General features: G+C 41.5%; 10 protein-coding genes. 1 reads left to right on the top strand and 9 read right to left on the bottom strand.

The window, feature by feature from the left end:
* From ACE1CD_RS17270 to ACE1CD_RS17245, 6 genes are all read right to left on the bottom strand, one after another.
* A partial coding sequence (locus ACE1CD_RS17270; RefSeq protein WP_374795716.1) for a condensation domain-containing protein occupies nt 1-2,421 on the bottom strand: 2,421 nt, incomplete at its 3' end.
* A gap of 1 nt (nt 2,422) precedes the next feature.
* Nucleotides 2,423-6,697 (bottom strand): SDR family NAD(P)-dependent oxidoreductase, encoded by a 4,275-nt coding sequence (locus ACE1CD_RS17265; protein WP_374795715.1) that lies wholly within the window; start codon nt 6,695-6,697, stop codon nt 2,423-2,425.
* Nucleotides 6,698-6,750: 53 nt separating this feature from the next.
* Entirely contained in the window at nt 6,751-6,909 is a 159-nt protein-coding gene (locus ACE1CD_RS17260) for a hypothetical protein (RefSeq protein WP_374795714.1), read from the bottom strand.
* A gap of 610 nt (nt 6,910-7,519) precedes the next feature.
* Nucleotides 7,520-9,331: an alpha-keto acid decarboxylase family protein gene (locus tag ACE1CD_RS17255; protein WP_374795713.1), complete on the bottom strand. Its 1,812-nt coding sequence runs from the start codon at nt 9,329-9,331 to the stop codon at nt 7,520-7,522.
* Nucleotides 9,332-9,396: 65 nt separating this feature from the next.
* Entirely contained in the window at nt 9,397-11,193 is a 1,797-nt protein-coding gene (locus ACE1CD_RS17250) for a flavin monoamine oxidase family protein (protein ID WP_374795712.1), read from the bottom strand.
* A 40-nt stretch (nt 11,194-11,233) separates the two neighbouring features.
* Entirely contained in the window at nt 11,234-11,458 is a 225-nt protein-coding gene (locus ACE1CD_RS17245) for a hypothetical protein (RefSeq protein WP_374795711.1), read from the bottom strand.
* 46 nt (nt 11,459-11,504) lie between these two features.
* Here ACE1CD_RS17245 and ACE1CD_RS17240 point away from each other — a divergent pair, with 46 nt between their 5' ends.
* Nucleotides 11,505-11,666 carry a hypothetical protein gene (locus tag ACE1CD_RS17240; protein ID WP_374795710.1) on the top strand — a complete coding sequence of 54 codons (162 nt, stop codon included), beginning with the start codon at nt 11,505-11,507 and terminating at the stop codon, nt 11,664-11,666.
* Between the two features lie 412 nt (nt 11,667-12,078).
* Here ACE1CD_RS17240 and ACE1CD_RS17235 read toward each other — a convergent pair whose 3' ends face one another.
* The 3 genes from ACE1CD_RS17235 to ACE1CD_RS17225 form a co-directional block, all read right to left on the bottom strand.
* On the bottom strand, nt 12,079-13,290 hold the full coding sequence (locus tag ACE1CD_RS17235) for a 3-dehydroquinate synthase (RefSeq protein ID WP_374795709.1): 1,212 nt from the start codon (nt 13,288-13,290) through the stop codon (nt 12,079-12,081).
* 12 nt (nt 13,291-13,302) lie between these two features.
* Nucleotides 13,303-14,271 carry a UbiA-like protein EboC gene (eboC, locus tag ACE1CD_RS17230; RefSeq protein WP_374795708.1) on the bottom strand — a complete coding sequence of 323 codons (969 nt, stop codon included), beginning with the start codon at nt 14,269-14,271 and terminating at the stop codon, nt 13,303-13,305.
* A gap of 71 nt (nt 14,272-14,342) precedes the next feature.
* On the bottom strand, nt 14,343-14,615 hold the full coding sequence (locus ACE1CD_RS17225; RefSeq protein ID WP_374795707.1) for a glutathione S-transferase family protein: 273 nt from the start codon (nt 14,613-14,615) through the stop codon (nt 14,343-14,345).
* Nucleotides 14,616-14,757 lie beyond the last annotated feature (142 nt).

Here is a 14,757-nt window from a genome sequence, read left to right as displayed (position 1 = left end):
CAGTCGTTCTGGCAGTGCTTTTTCTCCGCCAAGAATGACCAAACGTAAAGAAGGGGGTAATGCAAGAGTTCTTTGGCTCAAGAAAGCGGTCAATTCATGCCAGTAAGCTGTCGGCAAAGCAAGTACAGTTACTTCCCAGTTCTGGCACTGCTGCAAAAATCCATCAATTGAGTCCAATATCGTATCGGTACGCAATACGAGTGTTGCACCTGATGCTAAGCTGGTATAGATTTCCTCAGCACTGACATCAAAACTAATTGAGGAGAATTGTAAAATGCGATCGCGTTCTATTATGGCATATTCAGCACTCGCAGCCGTCGTGTAATTAACTAGCGATTTGTGTTCAATTAAAACGCCTTTAGGTTTTCCAGTAGATCCTGATGTGTAGATAACATAAGCTAAATTTTCTGGCTTCACTGGACTCGAAGGGTTTTCTTGATTATGGAAAGCAATTTCTTCCCAGTCTGAATCCAAGCAGATAACACGAGCCGAATTTGGAGGAAGTTTCTCGACCAGCTTCTGTTGGGTGAGTAGCACTGGTACTGAGGAGTCTTCTAGCATGAAAGCCAAGCGCTCAGAGGGATAATTGGGGTCGAGTGGAACGTAAGCACCGCCAGCTTTGAGGATGCCCAACAAACCGATTATCATTGCCAAAGAACGCTCGACACAAATTCCCACCAGCACTTCTGGTTTCATTCCCAGGCTTTGCAGATAATGCGCTAACTGATTCGCTTTTGCATTCAACTCTCGATAAGTCAGTTGTTCCCCTTCAAACACCACTGCTACAGCGTCAGGCGATCGCTCTACCTGTTCTTCAAACAAATGATGGATACATTTATCAAAAGGATATTCTGTTGTAGTATTATTCCACTCGACTAATAGCTGGCGTTGTTCTTGTTGTGTCAGTAGTGGCAATTCTGAAATTGGTTGTTTTGGATTGGTTGCGATCGCTTCTAGCAACGTTTGGAAATGACCTGTCATTCGAGCGATCGTATCTGCTTCAAATAGATCGGTATTATATTCCCATGAACCTTGTAATCCAGTTTTTGTTTCCCAAAATGCCAAGCTCAAATCGCACTGAGCCGTTCCCCGTTCCACTAGCTCTGGAGTCAGAGTAATACCAGGTAGCTCTACAGCATCTAGCGCGAAATTTTCCAAAACAAACATTACCTGAAACAGGGGATTGTAGCTGAGAGACCGTTCTGGTTGTAAAGCTTCTACTACTTGGTCAAAGGGTACATCCTGGTGTGCATAAGCATCTAAGACAACCTGCTGTACTTGAGCCACAAACTCTAAAAAGTTAGGATTCTCTTTAATTTGAGTTCGCAACACTAAAGTATTGACAAAAAAACCAATCAGTGATTCCAATTCCGTGCGATTGCGGTTAGCAAAAGGTGAGCCAATACAAATATCATCCTGACCACTATAACGATGGAGTAATATAGAAAAAGTTGCCAGCAAAGTGACAAACAAAGTCGTCCCTGATTGCTGACTAATATTTTTAAGTTTAGCGGTTAAATTGGAGTTAATCTGAAATGTTTGAATTGCCCCAGAGAAACTTTGAACTGAAGGACGCGGATAATCTGTTGGTAATTCTAATAATTGCGGTGCATCAGCTAACTGTTGCTTCCAGTAGTCAAGCTGCTTTTGTTGCAATTGTTCAGTTAACCCTTGACGCTGCCAAACCGTAAAATCGCCATACTGAATAGTCAACTCTGGTAATGGAGTTGGAGAACCAATAGAAAACGCTTGATAGAGAGCAGATAACTCTTCAATCAATATTCCCATTGACCAGCCATCTATAACCATGTGGTGTATAGTTAATATCAATAGGTGAGATTCTGACCCCAAACGCAGCAGGCTGGCTCGCAACAAGGGTGGTTTACTTAAATCAAAAGGTTGACGAACTTCTTTGGTAATTATCTGTTGAACTTCCGCTTCCTTTAAACCTTGTAAATCTACTACTGGAAGGTTGATAGTTAAGCACGGGGTAATTCGTTGTACGGGCAATCCCTCTACCGTAGGGAATATAGTTCGCAACGCTTCATGGCGACGAATAATTTCATTAAGACTTTGCTCCAAAGCTGTTACATTTAGTAACCCAATAATCCTAATTTGAAAACTTTCATTGTAAAAGGCGCTGTTGCTATCTAAGTGATGGAGAAACCACAGCCTTTGCTGTGGAAAAGATAAAGGTAAATCAAAATCTTTAGTAATAGATATTATTGGCTCATAATTTAATAATTGACAATTTTCAGTTTCCTTTAGGAACTTAATTATTTCTGTTTTTCGCTCTACCAGTTCCTGCTTGATTGATGCTGTCATTACTCCCTTAGCAGCGCGATAGCGTAGCTGGTTATCTTCAAGCCAGATTTTGATGCCTAAACTGTTGAGTGAAGCTAAAAATTCAACTGTTGTCATTTTATAAATACCCCTCTTCGTATTCTTCTGTGTTATTAATAAATGTGTCTTCATTTCCTGATGTAGTTTGCAATACCTCAAGGGTAAGAGCTAACTCAGCTACAGTAGGAGATGCAAATAAACGGTGTAAAGACAATTCAAGAGAAAAAACGTCGCGTACCCTCGAAATCACTTGTGTAGCTAGAAGAGAATTTCCTCCTAATTCAAAGAAGTTATCGCGAATACTAAGAAGCGGGATGCCTAAAACTTGCTGCCAAATTTGAGCAACCTGTCGTTCTACTTCGTTGCGAGGTGCTACTCGCTCCCCTGATTCCTGATGAATAAACTGTCGTAATAACTTATCTTTATCAACTACACCATTGCTAGTGAGAGGCATTTCCAACAGCTGTACTAATTTACAGATGCAAAAAGTTCCATAGCGGTCTTGTATCTTTAACTCCGGTAATTGAACAGCAGTTGAACTACTACTAGCAGTAAAATAAGCAGTCATTTTATGCTGACTAACAGCTTCAGATTGCCAACGTTGAATGTTTGGATTGCTGCCATCTACCCCTATAAATAATTGTGAAGAGTTGTGATGTAAACCTGCCAGCATTGAACAAATCGCTTGGGAGGGGGACATGGGGTAAGAACCTTTAGTGCGGAGTACATTCTTCAGTAGATTCTTCATGTGATAACCCTGGCTCATCCCTGTCTCATCCCATGCACTCCAAACAAAACAATAGCTATGCAATCCACTTTTATATTTTTGGTAATCAGAAAAGCTGTTGAGAAAACTATTGGCAGCAGCATAACCACCTACAGCCGTGCTTCCAAAAAAACTATGTAAGGAAGAAAAATTGATAATAATGCTGTCAGGATTGTCTTTTATCAATTGATGTAACACCCAGCTTCCCAATGTTTTAGGTCGAAGCACTGCTGCTAAGTTTTTTTGAGTCTCTTCTACCACAAGCTGCTCGTGGAATATTCCTGCTAAATGAATTATTCCGTCTAAGCTTTTACCCCATTTTGCTTTAGCTTTTTCGACTATTGAAAGCAACTGTTTTTCATCGCAGATATCGACATCTTCATAAATTATCTCTCCCCCAATCAGAAGAAGTTCCTGGTAAGCTTTTAGGCGCTGCGAGATAGAGTCCTTTTGCTCTAAATGAGTATTCCAATTACTTTTGTGAGATAAAGAAGTTCTTCCAACTAGCAGAAGCCGAGCTTGGTAATGTTTCAATAAATACTGAGCGATTTGAATACCTACACCACCCAGTCCCCCAGTGAGAAGATAAGTTCCTCCTTGCTTAAAGGTAATTGGAGATTTCGGAAAGCTTGAGAAATTCACTTTTTCTAGACGGGGAACGAAACGCTGCCCATTTCTGTAAGCTACCTCTCGTTCTTTTGAGGATACTTGCAGTTCTTGTAAAATATAAGCTCCATTTGCTTCAATATTCTCGAATGGTAAATCGATGTGGCGACAGTTCAACCAAGGCAGTTCTTGGGGAATGGTTTTCAGCAGTCCCAGAACAGCAGATTTTTCATAAGCTATGGGATCATTAGACAAAATGGATTGGATATGACTGGAAATAAATAGCAATTTAATAGAATGCTCAGAACCCTGTACTTCGGCTAGAGCTTGAACTAAGAACAATAAACTGTATATTCCTTCTTCTTGTGCTTGTTCGAGAGCTTCTAAGCTAGAAATTTCCCCAATATACTGGTCATAAGTCCATAGATGAAGAATCTGCCCGATGGTAATGTTAGAAGCTACCAGAGATTTGAATAACCGTTGATAGTGGTCTGCCTTATCTGGAGCGATTGTATAGCTTGAGCGATTGATTTGGGCAAAATCTTCCCCAGATGAAACAGTTATGTATGGTTGGTTATGCTGTGACAGAATTTGACATAAATATGTCCCCAATCCAAACGAATCGAGAAATACTAGAGTGGGATTGATTAAAGGTTCATAAGCATTAAAAGTAACGGGGGATTTAGGCTTCCATACTTGACGGTAAAACCAGTTTGGGATGGTATTAGTATTGCCCAGTAATATATCAACCTGTTTGAGAATCGGTTTAAACTCACCTGCATTGAAGCGCTGGCTTAGTTGAGAGCGCTGAATTTTACCAATGGTAGTTTTAGGAACAATTTCTTTATCTACGGGAATTAGATAATCTGGATTAATTCTGACTTTATTAACTAGAGAAGTCCGAATTTCCTTGAGTAGACTCACTAAGTCCTTGCTATCAGAAACTTTTGGATTGAAAAAGATGGCTAATTTATCGATATTAGTTCCAATACCTCGGATAGCGCAAGCTGCTGTATAAGAGCGTTCTACCCCTTCTACTTCTTCAACAGCCGCTTCGATTTCGTGGCAGTAGTAGTTCAATCCATTGATGATAATTACATCTTTCTGTCTCCCAGTAATTGTTAAACGTCCTTCTCGAAGAAATCCTAAATCACCTGTTCTAAACCAGCCGTCTTCAGTAAAAGCTTCTTGGTTAGCTAGGTAATTTTGATAGTAACCGGAAGTAACAGATGCACCTTTTACTTGCAATTCTCCAATTGTTTCTTCCTCAACTACTTGGTTGTTAGCATCCACAATTCGCATAGAAAATCCTGGGATAGGGCTTCCCAGTTCCACAAATTTTTGTTCATCTGTAGTTGAACTTAACAAAAAAGTTTCAGAATAGGTAACTCCTGAACCTGTCTCAGACATTCCCCAGGCTGGGTGCATTGCTGTATCACGTAGTTGATAGGATGTGAGCAACTTCAAAAATCTTCTGGCGGTTTTGGCGGCGATAGCTTCACCTCCATTAAGAATAAATCGCATTGAAGATAAATTCCATTTGGGTGTCGCTTGAGTTAAAAGCTTTTCTAGTTGCTCGTTCAGCAACCCATAGGCAAAATTAGGTGCCCAGGTAATCGTGGCTCGATAGTAAGAAATCCAGTCCAACCATTTTGTAGGTTCTTGCAAAACTAATTCTGTGGGAGCATGGATTTGCTGACAGGCTAGATAAACATCCCGGAGGTGAAACATAATTATTCCCCCAACATGATCTAGGGGAAACCAATTAACTGAGATATCCTCACTGGTAAAACCGTTCATAACAGTAGTACCAGCACAACGTGCAATTAAACTACTATGACTGTGCATGACTGCTTTAGGCGTACCCGTACTTCCAGAAGTCAAAAGTAAAATTGCTAAATCTTCTAGTTGACTGTTATACCAGTTCAAGTCTGGTTCGCACTTGCGTAACTCATCAATAGTTTCAACTTGAAAGTTTTCTAAATTAAGAACTTTTGATAAACCACGAATCTTAGGGGCTAAAGAAGCACCTGTCAGCACGAGGGGTTTTCCTAACATCTGCCAAGCATTCTGAAGTTTGCTTGTGGTACTATTAACTTCCTCATAGGATGGAGCTATGGATATCGGTACTGGCACAAAGCCCCCCAGCACGCAACCCCAAAAAGCAGATATGAAATCTTGATTGCGTTCTAATTGAAAGATTACTTTGTCTTGATCTTTAAGTCCTAACTTTTTTAAGCCAGCTAAAATTCTTTGGGCATCCTGGCATAATTCCCGGTAAGATTGAACTTTATCAGTACCATCGGGCTGAATGTAGATAATACCTTTCGTTGATTGTTGGGCGGCTCGTTGCAGTACCTCTGCTAATGTTTTGGGAGCATCGTCTGAGTATTGCAGTGGTTCTCCGTGACTGATGGCTAGCTTTTTTGGCTCTGACGATCGCTTATTTTCTATTTTGTCGCTCTGTGCGATCGCTTGTGTCTGAGTCTGGCTACTTTCAAGCACTCCAGCTTGCGTGTCGGGTAGCAAGTCATCTAAATGGAGAGAGGGAATATTATAAGTTTGTCGTTCAACTACAACGGCAACGCGATCTATTTCTGGTAATGATTGTAGTTGTTCTTCTATAGTGCCGATTAGCTCAGAGTCGATCGCTTCTAATTTACTCAGTGCAGCTTCATCCACTTCCCCTGTAGCGGTCAAAGGTATGGTAGAAACTACAACTACTGCTTTTGGCTGCAAAGCTTCTGGTAAAGTCTTCTGTAGTTGGGATTGGATTTGCTCTAGGGATATAGTCTGACTGGAGACGATGTAAGCAACTAATTCAGGTTGGCTGGTTCGGGTTTCTCTGATTAAAACGGCACAATCATCAATTAAGGGGTTTAACAAGAGAGCCTTTTCCATCTGGCGCTTCAGACATTGGAAATCCTCTTCTATATGTGTATTTATATACTTTTGGAGAGATTCTTCTGTCTGTTGAACCATAAGTCTTTTGATTTTGCCTATGGAGATGTGGAATTGAACTAGGGTAGTAAATGCTACTGATTATGTTCTCCGAAAGCAGAGCGATCGCCCTTTGGGGATAGAATCACTTCCCGTCCGCTTCTGGCTGCTGGATAGACCTTTGCCAAAGCGATCGGTTCTGGCCAATCTTGACCGATCGGCATCCCGGTATCTATCATAAGAGGTATTTGCATCAACTTCTCTAGCACCCATAAATCTAACTAAGGAGGTATTTACATTTCAGCTTGTTGTCACTCCATAGTATGACCGCTTTTTTTGTGGCTGTCACTATATTTTTTGTAAAGACTTGTTAAAGGAAGTATCCCAAAGCAAGATAAGAGAAAGTTTAGCAAGTTAAGCAACTTAGCTCTTATAGAGGGAAAAATTTTACAATCCCCGAAAATGCCAGCCAATAAAGAGTTTGGTTAATTAATCAAGGCCAATCTTAACTTGAGATCTTAAAAGGTAAAACTTGAGTGGCGCAATCAGGTTAGTTGGTATAAAATAATTCTTTTATCGACCCATGCGGGCACGGGTGAATAAAGTTTAGTCACTGGCTGCGAAGAGGAAGAGTGCGGCTGCACAACTGATGAGCTTCCACTCAGTACTTATTACTGGCAAAGTAAAGCTTTGTAGCCGTTGTTACAGCAGTCAGCCACATCGTCTCTTCTTAGTCGATCGGATTCTCCTTGACCAAAAAGATGGGTGCCTTTTGTAGGCTGAATAAGGGTGCGATCGCACCCTTATTCAGCAAGCCCTAAATAGTGTTTTCACTATTTCTGCACCAAATTGCGATAGTCAATTTCAGAACAACGCTTTGGGAGGCCATTCTGAATTTTCAGTTTCGTCTTCTCCAGACTGATTTAGAGTTTTGCTTATAGCTTGAGGAACGTCAGTTTTCGGGAGCTTAATATGCACCACCCAGTTATCCTTACGATGCTCATCTATTTCCTTTAATACTTTACTTAATTCATCTAAATTTGATACGAAACAACCTCGACCTCCAAAAACGTTCACCAGTTTTTCGTAATTCCAGGAATGGAGTTCATTGTACGAATAGACAGCATTAAGGATTGTTTTATCATACTGTATTGGATCCGGCCGAAAAGGATTAGGATTGACCAACTTTTGTTCGATGCCGTAAATGCCATTAGCTAGTACGAATACCACTGTGTTGTGATCGAGGCAATTGTGATTGGAAACAGCTTGACAGGTTTCTTGAAAAGCTCCATCGCCGACGATAACGATTGGGCGTTTATCCGGTCGCGCACACTTAACTCCGGTAGCAGCCGGAACTGAATATCCAATCGCTAGCCAAGCCGCCTGAGCAATAAAACCGTCTGGCTCTGAAATCTTAAAATTTTGCGCTAATAGCAATGGAAACCCGGCATCAGCAACGACAACGTATTCTTTTTTATTACTCTCTTGTTGCAACCATTCATTAATTGCATTGCCAAAAGTATTGAATGTCAGATTATTGTTATCGTTGGGTGAGCGTTCGCCTACCAAATTTTTGGGGTTATAAGCTTCTATTTGGGATTTACACTTTCCTAGCTCCTCAGTTAAGCACTGAATATAATTACCCAATTCAACACAGGCGAAATATTTGGAGCCAACGATAACACCGTTATGAGCTGCAAGTACCGTGCGATCACTCCCGATATTTTGATTGCCTGTATCTTTTCCCGTCGTCCAAGAACCAATGCCGATCAAACAAGCAGCATCATCCTCTTTCAAAAGTTCTTCAATTTTTTCTAACGTTAAAGTGTATGTGCCTTTAAAGCCCTTACAATTTTCTGACAGTACCGATTTACTCAGTGTAGAGGTAACGAAGTTAAGCTCCACTTTTTCTATAAGTTCTCGAAATTTTGGCTGCAACCGCTTGCGTTGGATCTCAATGCCAGCCCACAGCAGGGGCTTTAACTTCTTCTCTGAGTTCGACTTTGCAGTTGTTGCTAAATTTTGAAGCAACTTTACAGTTTCTTCTGCTGCTTTCTGCGCTTGCTCGTTAGACTTCCTCGCTTCAGGGGCAAGTTCTGCAAAAAGATCGAGTTTTAAAGGACAGGGTTTTTGGCACTCAACCCGCCATACGTCTTCGGCAATTTCCAGATAAACAGGTTGACTGCGCGTAATGCAAGCGACGATCGCCGAGTCAATTTGGTTGGGAGCTTGACGAGCATCAATAATTCGCTCAGCAGCCGCCGTGACCTGACTGAAAATATTGAAATCGTTGAACGGGTTTTCTGTCATGTGCGAGTAGAGCAGTCCCGCGTTTTTTTCATTGAGGTTTTCTTTAAAAGTGGGCGCACCGTTAATCACGACAACTGGAACGCGCTCTACAAAAGATCCCGCAGTCGTATTAAGTAAGCTCAAGGCTCCCACACCATAGGTTACGCACACTGCCCCAATTCCTTTCATACGTGCATATCCATCGGCAGCATAACCCGCGCAAATTTCGTTCGGATTGCCAGTAATTTTAATCGGTGATGTAGAATCTTCCAAAATCGTATCTAACAAGGGAGCAGAGTAGTTTCCTGCTACACCAAACAAGCGATCTAACCCCTGTTCTTCTAAACGATATTTGAGATATTTAGCAACGGTAAATGTCTGAATCATTAGCAACTTCCTTCCTTTTGCTTCACTAATTTGTCGTGTATTTCTTTAGCAAAATGTCTGACTCATTAACAACTTCCTTCCTTTTGTTCCACTAATTTATCGTGTATTTCTTTAGCAACACGAATAGCCGATTCGATCGCTCCCTCGATCCAAGCGTGCTTGAGCGAAGTATGTTCGCCTGCAAAATGAATGTTGCCTTCTGGTAAAGAAATGTGGGGGTGGAGGTTAGTTAACTGACCAGGTGCAAAAATAGCCGCTTCACCAAAAGCATAGAAATCTTCCATCCAGCTTTGGCTTTTACCCGAACCTGTAAAAAACTTCTTAATTCCTTCACCGTAGATATCTGCCAGTCCATCAAGAGCAAATTGATAGCGATCTTGTTCAGGAATAGAATCCCAGCGATTAGCATCGTCAGACCAAGTATAACTAGCCAAAACAACACCGCCTTCACTACCTTCTACTTTGTGGCTGGGATAGTAAATAAAGCGGTTAGGTGTATCGGTAATCGAACCACCACCGTAAGAGTTATGACCGCGATATTCCGCATCGCCAAAATGCTTTTTCCATTCAGTCTCATCCCATTCCCAAAAGCGCTGGCTAAATTCTAGCAAAACCTTGGTAGCAGCATCGTAATGCAGTTCGATAATTGCTCGATGCTTATAATAAGAAAATTGAGGTCGGATTTTCACGAATCGTAAAGCAGAGAACGGGATAGCAACAATGGCACAATCAAAATTATCATATTTATCGCTGTTTAATCCTTTATTATCGTGCAGAAATTTAGGCTTTTGAAACGATTTCTTTAGATTCTTTTCATCGACATCGTTTGTAGATTGAGGTTCGTTGAGAACTTTGACCCGTACTTTTGGGAGATCGCCATCTTCCCAATACAATTCAGTGACTCGTGCATCGAAAATAATATTCTCTTTTAGTTCTGGCAATAAAGCATAAGGCAATTGCCAGTTTCCCCCTGCTAGCTCTACATATTGAACTTCTGTATTGATGTAAGTCGTCTCAATAAAGCTTTGGATGAAGGACAAAAACATTCGAGACGTAAGATTTTCAAGTGTACCGATATATTCGATAACTTCTTCAGGATAACCAGCTTCTATTTTGAGGTAATCGTGCATACTGTAGTCATCGTATCGATCGATAATTTCCTTCCATCCTTCAATACGTTTTTCAATTGACAAATTAGAATCGACTTTAGCTTTCAAAGGTTGTAACGCTTCCTCTAATAGTAGGCTCGCCGTTTTACTACTATAGTTTTCATCAATCGGAAAACCTACTTCTTTACCATGACACTTACTATTATTGTATTCGGAACGACGTTTGAGGATACCATTGGTTTTTAACCAAGTCTGGAATATCTTTGTTTTGGTGTTATTTTTAGCAACATCTACATTATAAAATGGACGAATTTTGTCTGTGAGATTGAGTTTTTCTAACAAAGTTTTAACTAATTTATGCTGTGTGGGAATACGCATAGCCCCCGCTTCAGCATACTGCTTTGAATCTTTAAACGGCTGTTCTAGTGGTCGATTGTTAGCTTGTCCATTCTTAGCTTGATAATGAAAAGTTATTTGTGAGTGAGCAAAAGTTTTAATTCGGCCTCCAACACGATTTTCGTTAGCTTCAAGAATGGTAACTTGATAGCCAGCATCTTTCAGAAGTTTTCCAGCTAATAATCCAGAAATTCCCGCACCAATAATCAAAACTTTTTTGGATTGAACTTTTTCTGCATTTATTGGAGGTAGTCCATTATCAAGAATACGCTGATATTCTTCGATAAAATCTTTTCCCTCACCATCTACTCCAATAATTTGTCGTGCTAGCCACTCTGATTTTGAATTACGATTCATAGGAAACCTTTTAGTTTTTTTTGACTACTTAAACAATGCTTTAGCACAGTACGGAAGAACCCCTGTACAAGAATGGCGATCGCACTAAAGCCCACTTATGTTGACGATCTGAAGTACTTCGTAGCTCCAAGCAAAAATTTAGAGTCAGCGTCGTCAGCAAAGCCTTAAAATTAGCAATTTCAAGAGCCGAATACTTTTGCACCTTTTCCCAAGCTTTTAGCATCGCCCGTGAAAGCCCATCTTCTGCATCGGTTGAGTGGCCCATTCACTTTATGCAGCAACGATAAAGATAATCGAGGGTACTGCTGCCAGTGGCTAAAATATTTGGCCCATATCTGACCGACGATGCCTCTAGGTGGCGGCTACGCGATCGCAGCCTTCTGAAAGGTAGATGCGTGAGAATTCAATTTTTTATCTTCAACCTGGTAATGATGCAACACCTGCTGACAGAGGTAATACTTGTTCCCGCTTAGTTGGAAACCAGCTAATTATTTTTTAGCTTTCGATAATAAAACTATATTTCTTTAGATAGATCCCAGTCAAGGGGGTCTTACCCCTTTTTTTGTTTGTTTATATTAAGAAAATTTACAGATTGTAAAAGTTTAACGCTTATTCCCAAACAATGCCGTCAGAGGCGAAGGAGCGATCGCAATCTAACTCTATAACTTCAGGGGGCGACAACGAGGCTAAAGCAGTTGCGGGATTTGGGTTATACTTCTCAGACCTCTCTTATAAAATGGTTCTTTTGCCTTATAACCAAGCGGAAGTCATGGCTAGAGCTATACTTAAACATGGCTCAGACAGATGACACGGTATTAGTTGCGATCGCATTATCTGCTACCAAAATTAGAATGATTAATTCTCACTCCTCGATCGTGAAAAGGCTCATTTAGCAAGCTCTGCCAGCAGAAAAATAGCTTGCTCATACAAAAGCTTTTCTACCTGATGTACCTCAACTCCTTGCCCAATTTCTTGCAACAAAGTAATAGTTAGTTCTCCACCTAAATGTTCCCGAAACTCCGTTAACCCTCGGAAAAGACATTGGGGATGGTCTGGTTTTTCTAATCCTGAAGCCAATGTCGGTATATACAAACTAAACCCTAATGCCTGTAATAGATTCAGCACTTGCTGCCATTCTAACTGTGAGAGAAAACCTGCCAGGTAAGAATAGATAGTATCCAGAGCTATGCCTATAGCCACCGCTTCGCCATGCCGTAGAGAGTAATTCGTTAACTGTTCCAATTTGTGAGCCGCCCAGTGACCAAAATCCAGGGGTCGAGAAGAACCCATTTCAAAAGGATCGCCGCGATTGGTAATATGTTCTAAGTGTAACCGAGCGCAACGGTAGATTAGCTGCTGCATAGCATCCATATTGCGATCGGCTAGTGCTTGCGCCTGTGTTTCAATAAAATGAAAAAAATCTGCATCTTTAATCAAAGCTACCTTAACAGCTTCAGCAATACCCGAACGCCAATCGCGATCGCTCAAAGTCGTCAGGAAAGCAAAGTCATTCAGTACAGCATACGGAGGCGTAAAAGTACCCAAAAAATTCTTTTTCCCAAACGCATTAACCCCATTCTTAACTCCCACACCCGAATCATTTTGCGCCAACACAGTTGTCGGTACCCGAATTAATCTCACCCCTCGGTGAGCCGTTGCTGCTGCGTATCCTGCCATATCCAGTACAGCGCCACCGCCAATCGCCAGCACATAAGAGTGACGGCACAAACCAACATTATGAATTACCCTGTGAAGTTCCTCGACTAAAGAGGGATTGTTCTTAGCTGCTTCTCCGCCTGGTATTACGATCGGCTCCACCACCAGCGCCATGACATCTTTATACTCTACGGTATAGGCGGCTAATTGCTCTAGTAACTGAGGATGATGCGACAATAATCCGGCATCCACTACAGCAACTACTTGCTTGGGGCTTCTCTCTCCATCGGCGGCGATCGCTTGTGCGAGTATGGGATTGGACAACTGGAACAACCCATGAGTAAAGTGGACTGCATAGGTGAAAGTAACACGAACACATTGATGAAAAGATTGAAACAGCGAGTGCTTTGATTCTTTAGGCTGAATGCTAAAAATTGTCATAACTTACCCTCTTCAAGTCACAGCAAACAGTTGCGCTAACCATCCCGAAATCGGCAGCAGGAGCAAAACTAACAATCCATAAACCCAACCTGCAAAACCAGCCGCCACCGTTGCATCTAACACAATCAAAGAGAGTACACCAATTTTGACCGCCGCTCTAATTAAGTCTGGTTTCGGTGAGCGAGCCGCTTTCACAAAAGATGGTAATACCCTTACAGCTAATAACGCAGCGAACGGCAATGCTATTAGAACTCGATAATTTGGCAAAAGTCCCAGGACTAAAACTCCAGCAATTACTGCCACAAGAAGCAGGATAGCGATATTTCCGGTACTCTTCTTTCCCCCATGAACTTCACCCTGGCTAATCGCTGTAATTGCAGCAATATAACCGATAGGAATTAAAGCCAAAAACCACCGCTCTTCTACCATTATTGGAACTGCACTTACACCAAGTAATAGATTGCCACCACGACAACAACCCATATTGATTGGGCCTAGCCAAGGGTGGTGTTTGCCAAACGCATCATAGATCAAAGCTGCTACGGCGACGATCGCAGCTAGGGTAAAACTTAACAAAGTGACTTGAGAAGCTGCTATCACCCCCATCAGTAAAAGGAAACTCCCCAGCCAAATAGCACCAGTACGGTCAGCTCGTCCACTAGGGATTGGGCGTTCTGGTCGCTCTTGTGCATCTATTTCGGTGTCGAATACATCATTGAAAACAATTCCGCCTCCATAAAGTCCTGTTGTGGACACCAGCAACCAGACAAGTGGCAGTAAACTGGTAGGTGTTATCTGCTGAGTTGCGTGCAAGCCATACTCACTTAGAAGAAAACCAGAAGCAGCATAACCAGCCAGGATATCAGCCCAAGCCGTAATAATATTAGCAGGCCGCATCAGTTGAAGATATGCCCAGAGAGTTGGGGACTTAAAACTCGTTGCCTTCACTTGTGCATTTGGAATTAATTTTTCGCTCTTCATATTTTTTGAAAGAATAAAGCCTTATCCAACCGATAACTTGTTTGAGTTGTATTAAAAACTACTTCTGTAAATCACTTCTGTACAGTGAAAGGCCAACTGGTAGCTATTATCTTTTGAAAAGCTGGACGCTCTCCCAAACGATTAATGTAACTCAATAAACCTGGATAATTGTCAAAGTTAAGCATAGACAGATGCTTTATAGACTTGACAACTTCCTCTGGATAAAAGCTGAGGTCAAGTTTGAGCAAAATAGGGATATAAGCTAAAACTGACCCCACTGCTACATCAGCTATACTAAAGCGCTGCCCCAAGAGAAAAGGTTTCTGCTGAAAAATTTGATTCAAAGTGTCGAGGATCACGGAATATGACCTCGATCTCAGGATAAGTAACCGTCAAAAAAACGAGACGTAAGTAAGGCAGAGAGAGGATATTAGCCATGTAGTATGGTACAGAAGCAGCATCTCACGATATTTGACCGCTGTAGGG

It is taken from the genome of Aerosakkonema sp. BLCC-F183 (genome assembly GCF_041929145.1).
Taxonomy (GTDB): Bacteria; Cyanobacteriota; Cyanobacteriia; order Cyanobacteriales; family Aerosakkonemataceae; genus Aerosakkonema.
Note: the sequence above shows the minus strand (reverse complement) of the source record. Positions and strands in the feature narration are given on the sequence as shown.

Bases quoted from the DNA above. Each gene is read 5' to 3' on its own strand.
- ACE1CD_RS17255 (WP_374795713.1), bottom strand. From the start codon at position 9,331: ATGATTCAGACATTTACCGTTGCTAAATATCTCAAATATCGTTTAGAA.
- ACE1CD_RS17265 (WP_374795715.1), bottom strand. From the start codon at position 6,697: ATGGTTCAACAGACAGAAGAATCTCTCCAAAAGTATATAAATACACAT.
- ACE1CD_RS17260 (WP_374795714.1), bottom strand. From the start codon at position 6,909: ATGCAAATACCTCTTATGATAGATACCGGGATGCCGATCGGTCAAGAT.
- ACE1CD_RS17250 (WP_374795712.1), bottom strand. From the start codon at position 11,193: ATGAATCGTAATTCAAAATCAGAGTGGCTAGCACGACAAATTATTGGA.
- ACE1CD_RS17235 (WP_374795709.1), bottom strand. From the start codon at position 13,290: ATGACAATTTTTAGCATTCAGCCTAAAGAATCAAAGCACTCGCTGTTT.
- ACE1CD_RS17245 (WP_374795711.1), bottom strand. From the start codon at position 11,458: ATGGGCCACTCAACCGATGCAGAAGATGGGCTTTCACGGGCGATGCTA.
- eboC (WP_374795708.1), bottom strand. From the start codon at position 14,271: ATGAAGAGCGAAAAATTAATTCCAAATGCACAAGTGAAGGCAACGAGT.